Below are 20,612 nucleotides of genomic sequence, written 5' to 3' on the forward strand. Positions count from 1 at the left end.
AACAACTACACTGCCCCGCCAACCACCTGCCCCGTGAGCAACTCGGCAAATGCCCGTGCCATCGCCGACCCACCATGCTCGCGCTGCACCAGCCACACAGCCGACATCGCCCCTTCATCCAGCAGCGTACGATAGACCACCCCCTCGATGCGCATGCGCTGGAACGACGCCGGCAGCACCGATACCCCAAGCCCTGCCGATACCAGCCCGATGATGGTCATCGCCTCCCCCGCCTCCTGGGCAAAATGCGGGCTGAAACCCGCCTGGCGCGCCAGGCTCAGCAACTGTGCATGCAACCCGCTGCCATAGCTGCGCGGGAAGAACACGAACGGCTCATTGGCCAGGGCGGTCATGTGCACGCCATGCTCCGTACCTTCGGCAAGTGGATGCGAGGCGTTGATCACCGCCACCAGCGGCTCGCGAAACAGTTCGGTGGCCATCAGCCCTTCCGGCAGCGGCATCGGCCGCATCAGCCCGACCTCGATGGACTCGTCGAACACCCCTTCCGCCACATCGCGGCTGCTCATTTCCTTGAGGTTCAGGTGCACCGCCGGGAAGCGCTGGCGAAACGCGTGGATGGCCTTGGGGATCTTCGAGGTGAACGGGGCCGAGGAGGTAAAGCCGATCTTCATCTCCCCCAACTCCCCCAACTGCGCACGCCGGGCGACATCGGCAGCCTTTTCCACCTGCGCCAACACCTGACGGGCCTCCTCGAGGAACAATCGACCCGCCTCGCTCAGCTCCACCCGACGGTTGGTGCGCTCGAACAGCCGGGCACCCAGTTCCTGCTCCAGCGCCTGGATCTGCTGGCTCAAGGGCGGCTGCGAAATACCCAGTTGCTGGGCAGCGCGGCCAAAATGCAGCTCTTCGGCCACGGCGATGAAGTAACGCAAATGGCGCAGTTCCATGATCAGCTCCGAACAGGTCGCAAAACATCTCAAATAGGTCGAACAATATATTGGATCTAATCATTAGCCAGCTATATGCTTTTTTTCATTGCGCCAGAGGTACCCGCCCGTGAAAACTGCTGCAGCTGCCCTTCCCGCCGAGCCAGAACCTGCACCGCTGAACGAAATGTGGATCGAAAAAGGCACCCCCGCCTTCATGAAGACCGTGCTGGCGCTATTCAGCGGCGGCTTCGCCACCTTCGCCCTGCTGTACTGCGTGCAGCCGATGATGCCGTTGCTGTCGAAGGAATTTGCCATCAATGCGGCGCAGAGCAGCCTGGTGCTGTCGGTCTCCACAGCCATGCTGGCGTTCGGCCTGCTGATCACCGGCCCTATCTCTGACCGCATCGGGCGCAAGCCGGTGATGGTGTTTGCCCTGGTATGCGCCGCCCTTTCCACCCTGGCCAGCGCGGTGATGCCGAGCTGGGAGCTGGTACTGGCCACCCGCGCCCTGGTCGGCCTGTCGCTGAGCGGCCTGGCGGCGGTGGCGATGACCTACCTGAGCGAAGAAATCCACCCGCAGCACATTGGCCTGGCCATGGGCCTGTATATCGGTGGCAACGCCATTGGCGGCATGAGCGGGCGCCTGATCACCGGCGTGCTGATCGATTTCGTCAGCTGGCACACGGCGATGCTGACCATCGGCGGCCTGGCCTTGGTTGCGGCGCTGGTGTTCTGGAGGGTGCTGCCCGAATCGCGCAATTTCCACCCGCAGGCGATGAACCCACGCAGCCTGCTGGATGGCTTCGTCATGCACTTCAAGGATGCCGGACTACCCTGGTTGTTCCTCGAAGCCTTCCTGCTGATGGGCGCATTCGTCACCCTGTTCAACTACATCGGCTACCGCCTGCTGGCCGAGCCCTATCACATGAACCAGGCGCTGGTCGGCTTGCTGTCGGTGGTTTATCTGTCGGGCATCTACAGCTCGGCGCAGGTCGGCGCGCTGGCTGACAAACTGGGCCGGCGCAAGGTGTTCTGGGCCAGTATCGTGGTGATGGCGGGCGGTTTGCTGATGACCCTGGCCAGCCCGCTGGTGATGGTGATCGTCGGTATGCTGGTATTCACCTTCGGCTTTTTTGGCGCGCACTCGGTGGCCAGCAGCTGGATCGGCCGCAGGGCTTTGAAGGCCAAGGGACAGGCGTCGTCGTTGTACCTGTTCAGCTATTACGCAGGGTCGAGTGTGGCCGGTACGGCGGGCGGGGTGTTCTGGCACCAGTGGGGCTGGAATGGCATCGGGCTGTTCATTGGCAGCCTGCTGGCGGTGGCGTTGCTGGTGGCGCTGCACCTGAGCAGGCTACCACCGAAAACTGCTTGAGGCCCATTCGCGGGTAAACCCGCTCCCACAGGGACCGCGCTAGAAATAAGGGAAGCGCCGTACCTGTGGGAGCGGGTTCACCCGCGAAGAGGCCAGCGGATCAGTTGATGATCTCGACCATATCCACATCCACCTCCCGGCTCATCAGGTGCTTCTCCACCTCACCGGTCAGCTTGACCTTGGTCTTGTCGTTGAACGGCGTCGGCGGCAGGTCTTCATCATCGATTTCCACGGTGATGGTGCCGGTGTTGTCCTTGAACTCGTACTTGTCGTCGTTGTTGATCTTCTTGGTCACGAAGCCTTGCAGCACCACTGGGGTGTCGTCGGCAGCATCGTTGGCCGCAGCTACGGTGGTGACGGACTGGGCACCGGGGCCGGTATAACCGGCAGCCAAGGCAGCTGTGCTGAACAAGGGGGCGAGGATCAACGCAAGATAACGTGCTTTCATAAGGATCAGGTCCTGTTTCGGTTTCGATGGGACCAGATTAACGACGATCGCTGAATTAAAACTTAATGCAACAAAAAGCCCGGCTCATGGCCGGGCTTTCGTGTTCAGAGATCAATTCACTGATGGTACTGCGCCGACAGCTCATGCACGGCGTTGATGAACACGCCGGCGTGCTCCGGGTCGACTTCCGGTGTGATGCCGTGGCCGAGGTTGAACACATGGCCTGTGCCGTGGCCATAGCTGGCCAGGATGCGCGCCACTTCCTTGCGGATTGCCTCGGGCTTGGCGTACAGCACGGTCGGGTCCATGTTGCCCTGCAGCGCAACCTTGTCACCCACGCGGTGGCGGGCGTCGCCGATCTCGCAGGTCCAGTCCAGGCCCAGCGCGTCGGCGCCGGCTTCGGCGATGCTTTCCAGCCACAGGCCGCCGTTCTTGGTGAACAGGATCACCGGCACCTTGCGCCCCTCGTGCTCGCGGATCAGCCCGCTGACGATCTTGCGCATGTAGGCCAGGGAGAACTCCTGGTAAGCCGCCGCCGACAGGTTGCCGCCCCAGGTGTCGAAAATCTGCACGGCCTGGGCACCAGCGAGGATCTGGCCGTTGAGGTAGCTGGTGACCGACTGGGCCAGCTTGTCCAGCAGCAGGTGCAGGGCCTGCGGGTTGTCGTAGGCCATGGCCTTGGTCTTGCGGAAGTCCTTCGACGAGCCGCCTTCGACCATGTAGGTGGCCAGGGTCCACGGGCTGCCGGAGAAGCCGATCAGCGGCACGCGGCCGTTGAGCTCACGGCGGATGGTGCTGACCGCGTCCATCACGTAGCCGAGGTCTTTCTGCGGATCGGGGATTGGCAGCGCCTCGATGTCGGCCGGGGTGCTGACGACTTTCTTGAAGCGCGGGCCTTCGCCGCTTTCGAAGTACAGGCCCAGGCCCATGGCATCGGGGATGGTCAGGATGTCCGAGAACAGGATCGCCGCGTCCAGCGGGTAGCGGTCCAGCGGCTGCAGGGTGACCTCGCAGGCGAACTGCGGGTTCATGCACAGGCTCATGAAGTCACCGGCCTTGGCGCGGCTGGCGCGGTACTCCGGCAGGTAGCGGCCGGCCTGGCGCATCATCCACACCGGGGTGACGTCTACGGGTTGCTTGAGCAGTGCACGCAGGAAACGATCGTTCTTCAGGGCAGTCATGTCGGCATCCGGAAAAATAGTGCGGGCATTTTCTCAGACGCCAGCGCAAAAGGCACGGTCAAGGCCATGCGTTTTGTCTATTGGATGCCATGGATCAAGGATTTTTGTATACAAAAATGCCGTTGGGGCTGCTTTGCAGCCCATCGCGACACAAGGCCGCTCCTACAGGAAGTACGCGATCCCTGTAGGAGCGGCCTTGTGTCGCGATGGGCCGCGAAGCGGCCCCGACAATCAATCAGACTTCCAGGTAGTCCAGGATACCTTCAGCAGCAGTACGCCCTTCGAAGATAGCCGTCACCACCAGGTCCGACCCACGCACCATGTCGCCGCCGGCAAACACTTTCGGGTTGCTGGTCTGATGCTTGAACTTGCCCTTCTCTGGTGCAACCACGCGGCCCTGGCTGTCCAGCTGGATGCCATGCTGCTCGAACCAAGGCGCCGGGCTCGGGCGGAAGCCGAAGGCGATGACCACGGCATCGGCCGGCAGAATCTCTTCAGACCCCGGGATCGGCTCCGGGCTGCGGCGGCCACGGGCGTCCGGTTCGCCGAGACGGGTCTCGACCACCTTCACGCCTTCGACCTTGTCCTCGCCGACAATGGCGATAGGCTGGCGGTTGTAGAGGAACTTCACGCCCTCTTCCTTGGCGTTCTTCACCTCACGACGCGAACCCGGCATGTTGGCCTCGTCACGGCGATAGGCGCAGGTCACCGACTTGGCGCCCTGGCGGATCGAGGTGCGGTTGCAGTCCATCGCGGTGTCACCACCGCCCAGTACCACCACCTTCTTGCCCTGCATGTCGACGAAGTCTTCCGGCGACTTCTCGAAGCCCAGGTTGCGGTTGACGTTGGCGATCAGGAAGTCGAGCGCGTCATGCACGCCCGGCAGGTCCTCGCCCGGGAAGCCGCCCTTCATGTAGGTGTAGGTACCCATGCCCATGAATACCGCGTCGTACTCGGCGAGCAGCTGCTCCATGGTCACGTCCTTGCCCACCTCGGTGTTCAGGCGGAACTCGATGCCCATGCCGGTGAACACTTCACGGCGGTTGCTGAGCACGGTCTTTTCCAGTTTGAACTCGGGAATACCGAAGGTCAGCAGGCCGCCGATTTCCGGGTTTCGGTCGAACACCACCGGGGTCACGCCGGCACGTACCAATACGTCGGCACAGCCCAGGCCGGCCGGGCCGGCACCGATGATGGCAACGCGCTTGCCGGTTGGCTTGACCTTGGACATGTCCGGGCGCCAGCCCATGGCGAAGGCGGTGTCGGTGATGTACTTCTCCACCGAGCCGATGGTCACCGCACCGAAGCCGTCGTTCAGGGTGCAGGCACCCTCGCACAGGCGGTCCTGCGGGCATACGCGGCCGCACACTTCCGGCAGGGTATTGGTCTGGTGCGACAGCTCCGCCGCAGCCAGGATGTTGCCTTCGGAAACCAGCTTCAGCCAGTTGGGGATGAAGTTGTGTACCGGGCACTTCCATTCGCAATACGGGTTACCGCAGCCAAGGCAGCGGTGCGCCTGCTCCACGGACTGCTGCGGCTTGAACGGCTCGTAGATTTCCACGAACTCCTTCTTGCGCTGGCGCAGCAGCTTTTTCTTCGGGTCCTTGCGGCCCACTTCGATGAACTGGAAGTCGTTGTTCAGACGTTCAGCCATTTTTCAAAACCTCTTTACCGCAGTTGCCAGCCTCAGGCTGCAAGCTGCAAGACGATCACTTGAGCACGACGGGACCCGCGCACGGGGCCGTCACTTGCAGCTGTTGTTACTGCGGGTTGGCACGGGTGCTGGACAGCAGTTGCTTCAGGTTGGCTGCCTTCGGCTTGACCAGCCAGAAGCGCCGCACGTAGTCGTCCAGGTTCTCCGAGAGCTCACGCCCCCACTCGCTGCCGGTCTCTTCCACGTACTCGGCAAGGACCCGCGCCAGGTGGCTGCGGTAGGCCTCCATCGCTTCACCACTGATACGCTGGATTTCCACCAGCTCATGGTTGAGCTTGTCAACGAAGGTATTGTCCATGTCGAGCACGTAGGCGAAGCCGCCAGTCATGCCAGAACCGAAGTTGTAACCGGTCTTGCCCAGCACGCAGACAAAGCCGCCGGTCATGTACTCACAGCAGTGATCGCCAGTGCCCTCGACAACAGCGTGGGCGCCGGAGTTACGTACAGCGAAGCGCTCGCCAGCAGTACCGGCGGCGAACAGCTTGCCGCCAGTGGCGCCGTACAGGCAGGTGTTGCCGACGATGGCGCTGTGCTGGGTTTCGAACGGGCTGCCGGCTGGCGGCACGATGGTGACCTTGCCACCGGTCATGCCCTTGCCAACGTAGTCGTTGGCGTCGCCTTCCAGGTGCAGGTTCAGGCCACCGGCGTTCCACACGCCGAAGCTCTGGCCCGCAGTACCCTTGAAGCGGAAGGTGATCGGCGCCGCAGCCATGCCTTGGTTGCCGTGCAGGCGGGCGATTTCACCCGAGACCCGCGCACCGATCGAGCGGTCGCAGTTGCAGATGTCGAGGCTGAACTCGCCACCGGCCTGGTCGCGGATGGCCGGCATGGCCATTTCCACCATCTTCTCGGCCAGCTCGCCCTGGTCGAACGGCGGGTTCTTGTCGACTTCGCAGAACTGCGGCTTGTCAGCCGGGATGTGCGAGCTGCCCAGCAGCGGCGTCAGGTCCAGGTACTGCTGGCGCTCGGTGTCGCCTGGCAGCACGTCGAGCAGGTCGGTACGGCCGATCAGCTCGCCGAGGCTGCGTACGCCCAGCTTGGCCAGCCACTCACGGGTTTCTTCGGCGACGAAGGTGAAGAAGTTGATCACCATGTCGACGGTGCCGATGTAGTGATCCTTGCGCAGCTTGTCGTTCTGGGTGGCCACGCCGGTAGCGCAGTTGTTCAGGTGGCAGATGCGCAGGTACTTGCAGCCCAGTGCGATCATCGGCGCGGTACCGAAGCCGAAGCTTTCAGCGCCGAGGATGGCTGCCTTGATCACGTCCAGGCCAGTCTTCAGGCCGCCGTCGGTCTGTACCCGTACCTTGCCGCGCAGGTCGTTGCCGCGCAGGGTCTGGTGGGTCTCGGCCAGGCCCAGCTCCCATGGGGCGCCGGCGTACTTGATCGAGGTCAGCGGCGAAGCACCGGTACCACCGTCGTAGCCGGAGATGGTGATCAGGTCGGCATAGGCCTTGGCCACACCGGCGGCGATGGTGCCGACGCCGGCTTCTGCCACCAGCTTGACCGAAACCAGGGCCTGCGGGTTGACCTGCTTGAGGTCGTAGATCAGCTGGGCCAGGTCTTCGATCGAGTAGATGTCGTGGTGCGGCGGTGGCGAGATCAGGGTCACGCCCGGTACCGCGTAACGCAGCTTGGCGATCAGGCCGTTGACCTTGCCGCCTGGCAGCTGTCCGCCTTCACCGGGCTTGGCGCCCTGGGCAACCTTGATCTGCAGCACTTCGGCGTTGACCAGGTACTCAGGGGTCACGCCAAAGCGGCCGGTGGCCACCTGCTTGATCTTCGAGCTCTTGATGGTGCCGTAGCGCGCCGGGTCTTCACCGCCCTCGCCAGAGTTGGAACGCGCGCCCAGGCGGTTCATCGCCTCGGCCAACGCTTCGTGAGCCTCCGGCGACAGTGCACCCAGCGAAATACCGGCGGAGTCGAAGCGTTTGAGGATCGCCTCCAGCGGCTCGATCTGCTCCAGCGGCAGCGGCTGGTCAGCCACTTTCACCTTCAGCAGGTCGCGGATCATCGACACCGGACGCTGGTCGACCAGCGTGGTGTATTCCTTGAACTTGGCATAGTCGCCCTGCTGCACGGCAGCCTGCAGGGTGTTGACCACATCCGGGTTGTAGGCGTGGTACTCGCCACCGTGAACGAACTTCAACAGGCCGCCTTGCTGGATCGGCTTGCGCGCGCTCCAGGCCTCGGCTGCCAGCAGCTTCTGGTCGCTTTCCAGGTCTGCGAAACGCGCACCCTTGATGCGGCTGGAAACGCCCTTGAAGCTCAGGCCGACCACTTCCTCGGACAGGCCGATGGCTTCGAACAACTGCGCGCCACGGTACGAGGCGATGGTGGAGATACCCATCTTCGACAGGATCTTCAGCAGGCCCTTGGAGATGCCCTTGCGGTAGTACTTGAAGACTTCGTCCAGGTCGCCCAGAACTTCGCCGGTACGAATCAGGTCAGCCAGCACTTCATAGGCCAGGTACGGGTAAACGGCCGAGGCACCGAAGCCCAGCAGCACGGCGAAGTGGTGCGGGTCGCGGGCGGTGGCGGTTTCCACCAGGATGTTGCTGTCGCAACGCAGGCCCTGTTCGGTCAGGCGGTGGTGTACCGCACCAACGGCCAGCGAGGCGTGCACCGGCAGCTTGCCAGGGGCAATGTAGCGGTCGCTCAGCACCAGCTGGGTCTTGCCAGCGCGCACGGCTTCTTCAGCCTGGTCGGCGATGTTGCGGATGGCCGCTTCCAGGCCGACGCTCTCTTCATAGTTGAGGTCGATCAGCTGGCGGTCGAAACCTTCGCGCTCCAGGTTCATCAGCGAACGCCACTTGGCGGGCGAGATGACCGGCGAGCTCAGGATTACCCGCGAAGCGTGCTCGGGGGATTCCTGGAAGATGTTGCGTTCGGCGCCCAGGCAGATTTCCAGGGACATGACGATCGCTTCGCGCAGCGGGTCGATCGGCGGGTTGGTCACCTGGGCGAACTGCTGGCGGAAGAAGTCGTACGGCGAACGCACGCGCTGCGACAGAACGGCCATCGGCGTGTCGTCACCCATCGAGCCGACCGCTTCCTGGCCCTGCTCGCCGAGCGGGCGCAGCACCTGGTCACGCTCTTCGAAGGTGACCTGGAACATCTTCATGTACTGCTTGAGCTGGTCAGCGTCGTAGCTGGCCACGCCCTGGTCATCGGTCAGCGTCGCCTGGATACGCGTGGCGTGCTGACGCAGCCAGCGCTTGTACGGGTGGCGCGACTTCAGGCGGTTGTCGATGGCGTCGGTGTCGAGGATCTGGCCGGTTTCGGTGTCCACGGCGAAGATCTGGCCCGGGCCAACGCGGCCCTTGGCGATGACGTCCTCGGGCTTGTAGTCCCATACGCCGATTTCCGACGCCAGGGTGATGTAGCCGTTCTTGGTGGTCACCCAGCGCGCCGGGCGCAGGCCGTTACGGTCGAGCAGGCACACCGCATGGCGGCCTTCGGTCATGACGATACCGGCCGGGCCATCCCACGGCTCCATGTGCATGGAGTTGTATTCGTAGAAGGCACGCAGGTCGGCGTCCATGGTCTCGACGTTCTGCCAGGCTGGCGGTACCAGCATGCGCACGCCACGGAACAGGTCGATGCCGCCAGTGACCATCAGCTCCAGCATGTTGTCCATGCTAGAGGAGTCGGAGCCGACGCGGTTGACCAGCGGGCCGAGCTCTTCGAGGTCGGGGATCAGGTCGTTGGCGAATTTGGTGCGACGGGCCATGGCCCAGTTGCGGTTGCCGGTGATGGTGTTGATCTCGCCGTTGTGGGCGAGGAAGCGGAACGGCTGCGCCAGCGGCCATTTCGGCAGGGTGTTGGTGGAGAAGCGCTGGTGGAACACGCAGATCGCGGTTTGCAGGCGCTCGTCACCCAGGTCCGGGTAGAAGGCCGCGAGATCGCGCGGCATCATCAGGCCTTTGTAGATGATGGTCTTGTGCGAGAAGCTGCAGATGTAGTGGTCGGCGTCGTGGGCGTTGGCCACGGACGAACGGCGACGGGCACTGAACAGCTTGATGGCGAATTCCTGGTCGCTCAGGCCTTCACCGCCGATGAACACCTGCTCGATCTGTGGCAGGCGCTCAAGGGCCAGGCGGCCGAGCACGCTGGTATCGATCGGCACCTTGCGCCAGCCGACCAGTTTCAGGCCAGCAGCGAGGATTTCGCGGTCCATGTTGGCGCGGGCGGCTTCCGCTTTGACCGGGTCCTGGTTGAAGAACACCATGCCGACGGCGTACTGCTTGGGCAGCTCGACGGCGAAGTGCTCCTGGGCCACGGCACGCAGGAATTGATCGGGCTTCTGCATGAGCAGACCGCAACCGTCACCGGTCTTGCCGTCGGCGTTGATACCGCCTCGGTGGGTCATGCAGGTCAGTGCCTGCATGGCGGTTTGCAGAAGGTGGTGGCTCGGTTCGCCCGTCATATGGGCGATCAGGCCAAAACCACAGTTGTCCTTGAATTCTTCGGGATGGTACAGACCTGTTTTCATAGACACATTCTCACCAGGTTCACCTCTCAACGGAGGTAAATCTCTTTTTTAACAACCACTTACCATCCACGCCGATCAAACGCCAGCTTTTTTGCGGTGGCCATGGAAAACCATTGTTGCACAGCGACAGCGATGCTCACAAATTTTCATGTCTCACCATTGAAAATTTATGTCGCAATTTTGAATGTTTTTGCGCCATGCGCCGTGATAGCGGCTTGGCTCGAGTCTGAAGCGTTTCAGCCATGACTGCAAGTAAGGCTTGTGGCCGGCAGTCTGGGACAGAAAAGCCTGCCGCGTGACAACGCAGCAGGCTAGTCGAAAGTCAGTAATCGCTCAGCAACTGGGCGGCGGGGTGGTGCCGCCCGGAAGGTATCAGCGGGCCGAGGCCAGCTCTTGTTGGACGCTGGCGACGGTACGTGGCCAAGGTTTACCAGCCTGGACCTTCGCTGGCAAGTTCTTGATTGCCGCAACCGCTGCGTCGCGGTTGGCGAAGTTGCCGTAAGTAACTACGTACAGCGGCTTGCCCTGCAGGTTTTTCTTGAAGTAGCGATAGTCGCCACCTTGAGCCTTCACGAACGCCTGAGCCGAAGCCTCGGAGCTGGTACCCAGGATCTGCACCACGTAATTGCCCGGTTTCTGCCCGGCGTACCAGCCGCTGTTGCCGCTGCCACCGGCTGCCGGCTTCTCGACAGGCTTGGCGGCCGGCTTGGCCACGGCGACCTGGGTCGGTGCTGGTGCAGGCTTGGCAGGCGCAACCGGCTTGGCAGGTTGGGTTGCGACAGGTTTTGGCGCAGGCGCAACCGGCTGCGGTGGCGTCTGTACTGGCTGGGCTGGCGCCGCGGCTACTGGCTGGGCAGGTACCGGTGCCGGGCCCGCTGGCACACCTTGCGGCGGCGCGATGGTGGTCACGGTTGGCGGCGGGTTGCCTGGCTGCAGGGCGGTATCACCGGCCGGGCTGCCCTCTTCACCCTCGCCCATGCCCGCGGCCTGGGCCAGTGGCTCGCGCATCACCGGCTGCGACTGGCCAACCAGCGGCAGCGGCATCGGCTGGGACGAACCCGAGAACTCGATGGCGGGGTTGCCACCATTGGCCTGGCCCTCGCCTAGCGGCAGCTGGGCCTGGGCGGCCGGCGCTTCGGCAGGCGCCTTGTCACCTTTCTTCGGCATCAACACCGCGGCCGCAACGGCGACCACAACCACAGCGGACAGCGCGAGCACATGTTTTTTAGGCATCTTGAACCCCATGGATGGTCGCTTGGCCGTCGAGCGGCTGGCGATCATGGCTTCGATCAAAGTGTCACGGGCGACCTGGTTGATGTTGCCAGGCCAGCCGTCGGAGTTTTCATGGATATCGACGATCTGTTCACGACTGAACACCTCGATGCCCCGGCCAGCACCTTCCAGGCGCTGCTCCAGGTACTCGCGGGTTTCTTCTTCACTGTAGGGGGCGAGTTCGATGATGTGGAAGCGTTCTTCCTCGATATTGATCTCGTCCAGCCCGGCAATCAGCGACGGCTCACCGAACAGGAACACGTGCGGGCGCCCTTCCGGTACACCCGCCGCCAATTCCAGCAACGCTTGGAGTGCCGACTCGTCGAGTTGTTCCGCATCGTCCACCAGCAAATACACTTCCTGGCCGGTCAGTGCCAGTTGCACCACCTTGGCCAGGATCGCCTGCATTTCGGCCTCGGCCACATCCAGGTTCTGTGCAACCTGGCCGAGTACGCTGGCGGCATCGCTGGCGCCACGGGCGGACACCACCACGCTCTGCACCGCCTGCTTGTTGGTACTGGCCACCAGGGCCTGGCGCAGCAGGGTCTTGCCACTGCCCAGCGGGCCGGTGACAACCAGCATCAGCTGGCTGTAGCGCGCCAGGTGATGCAGCTGGCCGAGCACGGGTTTGCGCTGGGCCGGGAAGAACTTGAAGCCGGGCACGCGGGGCGCGAACGGATCATGGCTCAACTGGTAATGGTCGAGAAAGGCCTCATCGGCATGCAAACTGGTCATTGCGCTGTCACAACCTCAAAGCTGGGCCACGATCGCGCGGTAATCCGCCGACAACGTGGCCTGTAGAATCTCTTTCGGATAGTCGTCGGTCACCACGGCCTCGCCCATCTGGCGCAGCAGCACCAGACGCAGTCGGCCGTCGAGCACTTTCTTGTCGACCGCCATGTGCTCCATGAAATGCGCCGGGGTCATCTCCTGTGGTGGCACCACCGGCAAGCCTGCGTCCTGCAACAGGCGGATTCCGCGATCGCGCTCGGCCTGGTCGATCCAGCCAAGGCGCATGGACATCTCCAGAGCCATCACCGTGCCCGCCGCCACGGCTTCGCCGTGCAGCCACACGCCGTAACCCATGTGGGTCTCGATAGCATGCCCGAAGGTGTGCCCCAGGTTCAGCGTGGCGCGCACGCCAGACTCGCGCTCGTCGGCACCCACCACCGCGGCCTTGGCCGCGCAGGAGCGGCGGATGGCTTCGGTCAGCGCCACCGGGTCGAGGGCACGCAGTGCCTGCATATTGTCCTCGAGCCAGGCGAGGAACGGTTTGTCGCAGATCAGTCCGTACTTGATCACTTCGGCCAGGCCTGCGGACAGCTCGCGCGACGGCAGGGTCTTGAGGCTGGTGGTGTCGATCAGCACCGCATTGGGCTGGTAGAAGGCACCGACCATGTTCTTGCCCAACGGGTGGTTGATGCCGGTCTTGCCGCCGACCGAGGAGTCGACCTGGGACAGCAAAGTGGTCGGCACCTGGATGAAGTCGACGCCGCGCTGGTAGCAGGCGGCAGCGAAGCCGGCCATGTCACCGATCACGCCGCCACCCAGGGCAACCACGGTGGTGCGGCGGTCGTGCCGTGCAGTCAACAGGCCATCGAAGATCAGCTGCAGGGTTTCCCAGTTCTTGTGGGCTTCGCCATCGGGCAATACCACTGGCAGCACCGAATAGGCCCCCAGGGTCTTGCTCAGGCGTTCGAGATACAGGGGCGCGACGGTCTCGTTGGAAACAATGGCAACCTGCCGCCCGGCAATGTGCGGCGCCAGCAACTCAGGCTGGTCCAGCAGGCCTTCGCCAATGTAGATCGGGTAGCTACGCTCGCCCAGGTCGACCTTTAGTGTCTGCATGTATCCCCACAATGTACTTGTGCGCGGCGCCGCTCGGGCACCTACGCGGTTACGTTGAACCTCGCCTCGGCGCTGGTGGCCGAGAATAGTCCCGGGCTAACGGGGCGGCAACTGCTGCAAGCGCTCGAGAATATCGATCACCACCATGCGTGGCGGCCGCTCGTCGGTTTCTACCACCAGGTCGGCGATCTCGCGGTAGAGCGGGTCGCGGGCTTCCAGCAGGGCGCGCAAGGTCGCCTCGGGATTGGCGGTGCGCAACAGGGGGCGATTGCGATCACGCGCGGTGCGACCAACCTGCTGTTCGACCGAAGCATGCAGATAGATCACCCGGCCACCCTGGTGCAGGGCCTTGCGGTTGGCTTCACGCATTACCGCGCCACCGCCGGTCGCCAAGACCACGCCATCGAGTGCGCACAGCTCGGCGATCATCGCCTGCTCGCGGTCACGGAAACCCGGCTCGCCTTCCTTGTCGAAAATCCACGGGATGTTGGCGCCGCATCGCAGTTCGATTTCCTTGTCGGAATCCTTGAACAGCAGGCGCAGCTCTTTGGCCAATAGGCGTCCGATGGTGCTTTTACCAGCACCCATGGGCCCCACAAGTATCAAATTTCGCACAGAATCAACGACTCACAGCAATCGCCTGGTCACTCATGATACGCGGAGTCAGGAAGACCAGCAGCTCGGATTTTTTCTCTTGTAATGCATCGCGTCGAAACAGCCGCCCAACATACGGCAGATCGCCGAAAAATGGCACCTTGTCGACCACATTGTTTTGCGAAGTCGAGTACACGCCACCGATCACGATCGTTTCTCCGTCCGTCACGCGAACCTTGGCATTGACCTCGTTCTTGCGGATCGGCGGTACGTTGTTCAAGGCATTGACGTAATCCGGCTCGTCCTTGGTCACCCTGACGGTCATGATCACCTTGTTGTCCGGGGTGATCTGCGGGGTCACTTCCAGCGACAACGAGGCTTCGCGGAACGCTACCGAGGTGGCACCGCTCTTGCTGGTTTCCTGGTATGGCACCTCGGTACCCTTGAGGATCCTGGCCGTTTCCTTGTCGGCCGTGACCACCTTGGGCTGCGAGATGATTTCGCCGTTACCGCTCTTTTCCATGGCACTGAGCTCCAGGTCGAGCAGCACGTCGCCACGCAGCAGGCCCAGGCCGATGCTGCCGCCCACCCGCTCCACCCCGAGATCGACGAACAGATCCTTGCCCGGGCGCGGGCTCTCGACATACAGCGGCCCACCCCAGCGCACCCCCAGGCTTTTCTCGTAATCGACGTTGGCCTCGACGATACGTGCCTCGATCGCCACCTGACGCACCGGCACATCCAGCTGCGCCACCAGTTGCCTCAGCTCGGCAAGGCGATCTGCCGGCTGGTGCACCACCAGCGTATTGGTGCGCTCATCGACACTGAGGCTGCCCCGACCGGTGAGGATGCCGTCATCCGCCAGGCTCGCCAGCAGCAGCTCTGCCAGCTCGGCGGCCTTGGCGTGATGAATGGGCAACAGCTCCCGACGCAACGGCTGCAACTGTGCATCCAGCGCCTGGCCCACATGGGCATCGACAGACTGCGCGGCAAACTCCGCCGCGGGCGCCACCAACAGCACATTGCCCTCCTGTCGCCGGGCCAAGCCCTTGCTGCGCAGCACCAGATCCAGCGCCTGGTCCCATGGAACATCCTCAAGGCGCAAGGTGACGCTACCCTGCACGGCATCGCTGGCAACCAGGTTGACACCGGCATAGTCAGCCAGCACCTGCAGCACCGAGCGCACTTCCACATCCTGGAAGTTCAGCGACAGTGGTTCACCCTGATAAGGCATTGCCGACGCCAGCGGGAACGGCAGCAGGGCTGCCAGCATCCATTTCATCAATCTTTTCATCGTCATCCGGGGCCTCCTTGCCCAGGTGCTTTGCCAGCGTGATGAACGCCGTGCGTTCATGCCACCCCCCTGCCATGAACAGCCGTTCGCGTACTTCGACCTGGGATTGATCAACTCTCGCCACCACCCCCTGGTCACGCCCGACCCGGTCCCCAGGGCGTACGCGATAGAGCCTGCCCGCCGCCATCAGCAGTGCTTCGTGTTCCGCTCCACGTGACAGGCTGCCGACCATCTCCAGTTGCGCCAAAGGCACGCCGGCCAACCCGTCGCCCGCCAAGCGCGTCGCTCCAGGCGCAAACGGGTCGACTGCGGGCGCTGCCGTCCCGCTGCTGGCAGGCATGCGCGCAAGCATCGCAGGCTGCGACACAGGCGCCAGCGCCTGATAGGCATCAACCCGCAACTGCAGGCGCAGCAGCCCAGGCTTGCCATCTGCTGGAGCCAGTTGCAGGTCAACGCTGCGCAACACACGCGCCTGGCCCAACCAGTCACCCAGCCACTGGCGCAATGCCGCGTATCGCCCCACCACCTGTAGCTCCAGCGGCACCTTGCGGAAACCGGCCTGCCGTTCGTCTTCATGGACGTCGAAGCGTTCGATCAGCAAGCCATGCGCATGCCCCGAAGCCGCCAGACGTTCGAGAAGGTCACTCATGCCCTCACCGGCCGCCAGGTGCCAGTGCGCCTCGCGCAAGCGTTGCTCGGCGATGGTTACCGACGCGTGGAGTTGCTCCAACTCGGCCAGCTGCACCGCGCCGGCTGAATGCTGTTCGTGCAACTCGGCGTGCCGGGCCTCCTCCTGCGCCTGCTGTTGCAGCGCTGCAGGCAGACGTATGGCGCAGCCCAGGCCGAACAACGCCAAGGCCACCAGCAATGGCGCCAGCTGCCTGATGCGGCTGAAGCGCTCGGCCATGGCCAGCCAGCCGAGCACCTGTGCAGCATTCACGACCAGGACGCCGAAACGCGCGCCCCCAGCAGGAATTCATCGCCGCCTGGCAGGCTCCTGACGCGTTTGAGCTCCAGACCGACCAGCGCACTCGAGCGACTCAGGTCACGCATGAACTGTGCGACCACGGCACCTGACTTGGCCAGCCCGGTGATCTGCAGATTGCCATCTTCCAGGCTGAGGTCGAGCAGCTGCACACCCACCGGCAACGCCCGCTCGAGGTCAGCGAAGACCCCGGCCAGCACATCCTGATGGGCGCGAAGTGCTTCCAGCGCCACCGCGCGTGCCAGCAGCGCCTCATGCTGCGCATGCACATCGGCCAGCGGCTGCAACTGCTCGCCCAACACCTCAAGGGCTGCCTGGTGCCGGGTATTGGCCAGCGCCTGCTGCTCCCCGCGCTGGCGGGCCAGCTGGTCGACCAACATCACGCCACACAGGGCCAGTAGAGCGCCGGCGACCAGTTGCCTGCGGAAAGACCGCAACGCGGCTTGGCGCTGCCGTTCGCGCCAGGGCAGAAGGTTCAGCCGTATCATCGACGCAATCCTCCGAGAGCCAGGGCGCAAGCCAGAATCATCGCACCATCCACGCGTTCCAGGCGCGCCAGGTCAGGCACCAGGCGACACGGAAGGTTCAGCTGGGAGCCGAGGCTTTGCAACTGGCCCGCTTCGACCGGAGAACAGCTGGCAATCAACAGGCATTCCGGCAAAGGCTCACCGGCGAGCAAGGCCAGCAGGCGCTCTGGCAGCGCCCCAGTTATCGTCGACAGCCCCAGGCTCAGCTCACGCCGTTGCTGCGGCTGCCCCGAATGCCAACCATAAAGGATGGTGCTGTGCGCCTCGATACGCAGCAACGCCGAACCCTGGTGCCGGCCCTGCGGCAGCATGCGCCCCAAGGCAATGCTGTCGACCTCCACGGCCTCCAGTTGCAGCCCTGCCTCCTCGACGATGCCTTCAAGTGGCGCCAGTGCGCTCTGCCGACATGCCGCCACCATCACCTCGGCGCAGCCTGGCTGGACGCGAGAACCTCCCAGGACCTGAAAATCCAGGGCCAGGTCTTCCAGCGGAAATGGAAATAGCCGTTCGGCGTCAGCCAGCAGCTGCGCCTCCACTTCTGCACCGCCCTGTTCCACTGGCAGGTGGCAAAGCTTGCAGATCACCTGGTTACCCGGCAGTGCCAGCGCGACCCGGCGCTGTCTGAGGCCGCTGCGCCTGTAGGCGCGCCTCAAGGCAGCCGCCACGGCGCCAGGCTCTGCCGCCCAATCACTGCCAGCCAATGATTCGAACGGCTCTTGTACCGAGGCAAGCACCCGGCAGCGCCGGTTACGCCGCTGCAGTTGCACAATCCGAACGGAGTCAGGGGCAATTTCCACCCCCACAAGTGAACCGGCATCCTTGCCGAAGCGTCCTAGCATCGTGGCATCCTTGTTGTCTGTCGCCGCCATCCTTCGCGGCTACCTGCCCCAACCCCGCGTCAGCACTAGGCCGCGCCTGCCCATCGAGGCGACGGGCAGCCTGGCCGGTAACCCGGAGAGGCGAAAAAATGCTTATAATGCCCAGCGTTGTGCGACACGTGTAACGTGTCTCCCGTCCCAAGCTGTAGGGTCAGCTTGAGAGATTCCCAAAGGAATCAAATACTTGGGTATCCATCCCCTTGAACCAAAACCCGCCCAGAGGTCCCTCGCCTTAAAGGACTTGCCGCAGCGGCGGTGGCAAAACCCCTAGGTCGCTGAGCACTCGGAAGCGCGACTGCGGACCGATTTCATCGGTCTTGGAGTGCCATTCGTCGGAAAGTGATATGTACGAAATGAGTCATGACACATTTGGCATCATTTGCCTCACTAGCCTCCTAATCTTTTGCTTAGGGCTGGCAACGTGGGCCAACTGGTCAGAGGTCAAGAAACTTTTCAAACGGTCACCTCCACGACACTAACTCAAGCCCTTGCGGCTTCAACCCTCGCGGGAGAAATCCCCGCTGGGGTTTCTCCTGCCTCAAAACAGGAGTAACCCAACCTAAGTGAGCCGCCACAGCGGTCCCCACTTCTTCCAAACGGAGACATGAGCGAAAGCTCTGTCTGTCATTGTCCAACCATCGCTAATACAGGATGGCAGCGGACTCGTTGTGCGACCAACGGTAGCCTACGACGGCGTGCATCACTAGTAATGGTGGTGTTCGAAGCCCGTCCGACAATGTAGCCCCCCTTCAAGGGGTGCCGCTCTCCTGCGAGGGAGGCGGTAGATACTCGGAGCAGTACCGGGTTGAGGCGCTAGGCTGACTGGTATGGACAACATACGTGAACTGCTAATAAACACCGTAAGCATTACCAAGCCAAAACTGCTGTTAGGCTTGAACCAAAAGGTACGCGGTCGGTTATCTCCGTGGCGCTTGGGGATACGTCGCCTCATATGATCGCCGGTGAAAAGGCAGGTCCTAACCCAGTCGTGTGACAGATAGGGAACGTGGTAAGCCCGTATCGCTGCCCTTGGGCAGGTGAACCGTAAGGGACACTGTTAGCGGTGCGGGTATGGGATCGCAGAGAAAGCGAATGCCAGGCTGTAATGGCCTGGATAGGGGTTGGAACATCACCCCACGGGAAAACCGGGCAGACTTCTGCGTGGTCTTCCATCGCAATAACTCTGACTGAGACCGTCTCATTAACTTCAGGGCCTAGCTCCAATTGGCCCTTGATAACCCTACCCTGACGGGGTGCATGCACCCCTCAGGGGGTACGTGCGCCTTCCGCTCGGGTGGTTTCACTTTGAGAGGAAAGCAGCATGATAGAGCTCAGCCAGCAAGGTGAGTCTGCGCTTTCCGGCACTCCGCAACAGTGGCACGACGTCGATTGGCGCCGAGCCCAGCGGAATGTCCGGGGAATGCAGATGCGAATTGCGAAGGCTTGTCGGGAAGGCAAATGGCGCAGAGTCAAATCTCTGCAACGGATGCTCACCCGCTCGAAGTCGGCCAGATACTTGGCTGTACGGAGAGTCACGGAAAATCAGGGGAGCCGCACGGCGGGAGTCGATAAGCAACTCTGGGATACACCCAACGCAAAATGGAATGCGGTTGGTCAGTTGAAGACGCGGGGATACAAGGCTCGGCCACTACGGCGAGTCTACATCCCGAAGTCGGATGGACGGGAACGCCCACTGGGTATACCGACCATGACGGACAGAGCCATGCAAGCGCTGTATATGCTGGCTCTGTCCCCCATCGCTGAAACCCGAGGCGACCCGAATAGCTACGGCTTCAGGATCGAACGTTCCACGGCGGATGCGATGGCGCAGTTGTTCTTGTGTCTATCCAAACGGGCTTCGGCCTGCTGGGTATTGGACGCAGACATCGAAGGGTTCTTCGACAACATCAACCACGACTGGCTGTTAAGAAATGCCCCAACGGAAACACGGGTGCTGCGGCAATGGTTAAAGGCCGGGGTCATCCACAAGGGGCAGCTACACGCAACGGATGCAGGTACGCCGCAAGGGGGGATTATCTCCCCGACGCTGGCAAATCTGGCACTGGATGGTCTGGAAACGCTCCTCAAGGAATACCTGGGAGTGACAAGGGCGAAAAAGCTGAAGGTGAACGTGGTGCGATACGCCGACGACTTCGTGATCACAGGGGCCTCTCCGGAGGTGCTGGAGAATGAAGTAAAACCTTGGGTAGAGCAGTTCCTCGCAACGCGCGGGCTACGGTTGTCACTCAAGAAAACGCGCATCGTCCACATCGACGAAGGCTTTGACTTCCTTGGCTGGAATTTCCGGAAGTACGACGGAACGTTACTGATCAAGCCGAACAAGAAGAACGTCAAGGCGTTCTACAGCAAGATCAGAGAGGCAATCGACTCTCACAAGACGGTCAAGCAGGAGGATCTGATCCGACTGCTCAACCCGAAACTGAGGGGCTGGGCGCTGTACCATCAACCAGTCGTCGCGAAACAGGCTTACAGCCGAATGGACCACAGAGTGTTTATCAAACTCTGGCGTTGGGCGAAGAGGCGACACCCTAACAAGTCCCTCGACTGGGTAAGGAAGAAGTATTTCCGGACCTCAGGAGACAGGAGCTGGGTGTTTGCCACCACAGTGGTAGATGCAGACGGAGGTAAAAGGGAGGTCGAGCTGTACTCGCTCGCGAGTACTCCGATCGAGCGACACAAAAAGGTGAGTGGGGATTACAACCCCTACGATCCCGCCATGGAGGCTCAAGGCGAGAAACTGCGGATGGACCGGATGCTGAGCAAGCTCAAATACCGGAAACAAATCGGCAGCCTCTTTGCCAGTCAAAATGGACTGTGTCTGCTGTGTAAGCAACCGATTACCAGAGAGACAGGGTGGCATGACCACCACGTCGTACACCGCTCCCTCGGCGGTGGAGACGAACTGGCCAATCGGGTACTCTTACACCCTAACTGCCACAACCAACTGCATACTCGTGGCCTGCACGTGAACAAACCGGCTTCCATCGGAAGCTTAGCGAAGGCTTGAGCCGTATGCGCTGAAAGGCGCACGTACGGTTCTTAGGGGGGAGTCAGCCAGGAATGGCTGGCTCCCACCCGACTTTTGGTCCGCCGGAC

14 protein-coding genes are annotated in these 20,612 nt (G+C 62.5%); 2 read left to right on the forward strand and 12 right to left on the reverse strand.

What is annotated here, in order from left to right:
• Nucleotides 1–5: 5 nt before the first annotated feature.
• On the reverse strand, nt 6–908 hold the full coding sequence (locus tag E5221_RS26320) for a LysR family transcriptional regulator (RefSeq protein ID WP_123085565.1): 903 nt from the start codon (nt 906–908) through the stop codon (nt 6–8).
• A gap of 166 nt (nt 909–1,074) precedes the next feature.
• Between E5221_RS26320 and E5221_RS26325 the strand changes: the two genes are divergently transcribed.
• A complete protein-coding gene (locus E5221_RS26325) occupies nt 1,075–2,262 on the forward strand; it encodes an MFS transporter (RefSeq protein WP_247847767.1) in 1,188 nt (395 codons plus the stop codon).
• A gap of 100 nt (nt 2,263–2,362) precedes the next feature.
• On the opposite strand, the gene E5221_RS26330 is transcribed toward E5221_RS26325, so the two are convergent.
• The 11 genes from E5221_RS26330 to pilM form a co-directional block, all read right to left on the reverse strand.
• Nucleotides 2,363–2,710 (reverse strand): NirD/YgiW/YdeI family stress tolerance protein, encoded by a 348-nt coding sequence (locus E5221_RS26330; protein WP_039612521.1) that lies wholly within the window; start codon nt 2,708–2,710, stop codon nt 2,363–2,365.
• 116 nt (nt 2,711–2,826) lie between these two features.
• Nucleotides 2,827–3,891: a uroporphyrinogen decarboxylase gene (gene hemE, locus E5221_RS26335; protein ID WP_247846674.1), complete on the reverse strand. Its 1,065-nt coding sequence runs from the start codon at nt 3,889–3,891 to the stop codon at nt 2,827–2,829.
• A gap of 235 nt (nt 3,892–4,126) precedes the next feature.
• Nucleotides 4,127–5,545, reverse strand: coding sequence for an FAD-dependent oxidoreductase (locus E5221_RS26340; RefSeq protein ID WP_013974599.1), 1,419 nt, complete (start codon nt 5,543–5,545; stop codon nt 4,127–4,129).
• A gap of 106 nt (nt 5,546–5,651) precedes the next feature.
• Entirely contained in the window at nt 5,652–10,097 is a 4,446-nt protein-coding gene (gene gltB / locus E5221_RS26345; RefSeq protein ID WP_013974600.1) for a glutamate synthase large subunit, read from the reverse strand.
• Between the two features lie 372 nt (nt 10,098–10,469).
• On the reverse strand, nt 10,470–12,104 hold the full coding sequence (locus E5221_RS26350; RefSeq protein ID WP_100412792.1) for an AAA family ATPase: 1,635 nt from the start codon (nt 12,102–12,104) through the stop codon (nt 10,470–10,472).
• 15 nt (nt 12,105–12,119) lie between these two features.
• Nucleotides 12,120–13,217, reverse strand: coding sequence for a 3-dehydroquinate synthase (gene aroB / locus E5221_RS26355; RefSeq protein WP_013974602.1), 1,098 nt, complete (start codon nt 13,215–13,217; stop codon nt 12,120–12,122).
• Nucleotides 13,218–13,313: 96 nt separating this feature from the next.
• Nucleotides 13,314–13,832, reverse strand: coding sequence for a shikimate kinase AroK (gene aroK / locus E5221_RS26360; protein ID WP_015272136.1), 519 nt, complete (start codon nt 13,830–13,832; stop codon nt 13,314–13,316).
• Between the two features lie 4 nt (nt 13,833–13,836).
• Entirely contained in the window at nt 13,837–15,105 is a 1,269-nt protein-coding gene (locus tag E5221_RS26365; protein ID WP_082044629.1) for a type IV pilus secretin PilQ family protein, read from the reverse strand.
• Complete coding sequence (locus tag E5221_RS26370) at nt 15,029–16,030, reverse strand: pilus assembly protein PilP (protein WP_247847768.1); 1,002 nt, start codon at nt 16,028–16,030, stop codon at nt 15,029–15,031. The genes E5221_RS26365 and E5221_RS26370 overlap by 77 nt, the downstream gene beginning before the upstream one ends.
• Nucleotides 16,031–16,041: 11 nt before the next feature.
• On the reverse strand, nt 16,042–16,578 hold the full coding sequence (locus tag E5221_RS26375; protein WP_247846675.1) for a PilN domain-containing protein: 537 nt from the start codon (nt 16,576–16,578) through the stop codon (nt 16,042–16,044).
• Nucleotides 16,575–17,456: a pilus assembly protein PilM gene (pilM, locus tag E5221_RS26380; RefSeq protein ID WP_247846676.1), complete on the reverse strand. Its 882-nt coding sequence runs from the start codon at nt 17,454–17,456 to the stop codon at nt 16,575–16,577. The genes E5221_RS26375 and pilM overlap by 4 nt, the downstream gene beginning before the upstream one ends.
• Before the next feature lie 1,360 nt (nt 17,457–18,816).
• Between pilM and ltrA the strand changes: the two genes are divergently transcribed.
• Entirely contained in the window at nt 18,817–20,523 is a 1,707-nt protein-coding gene (gene ltrA, locus E5221_RS26385; protein ID WP_033863259.1) for a group II intron reverse transcriptase/maturase, read from the forward strand.
• Nucleotides 20,524–20,612 lie beyond the last annotated feature (89 nt).

It is taken from the genome of Pseudomonas sp. A2, from assembly GCF_023100865.1.
Taxonomy (GTDB): Bacteria; Pseudomonadota; Gammaproteobacteria; order Pseudomonadales; family Pseudomonadaceae; genus Aquipseudomonas; species Aquipseudomonas asiatica.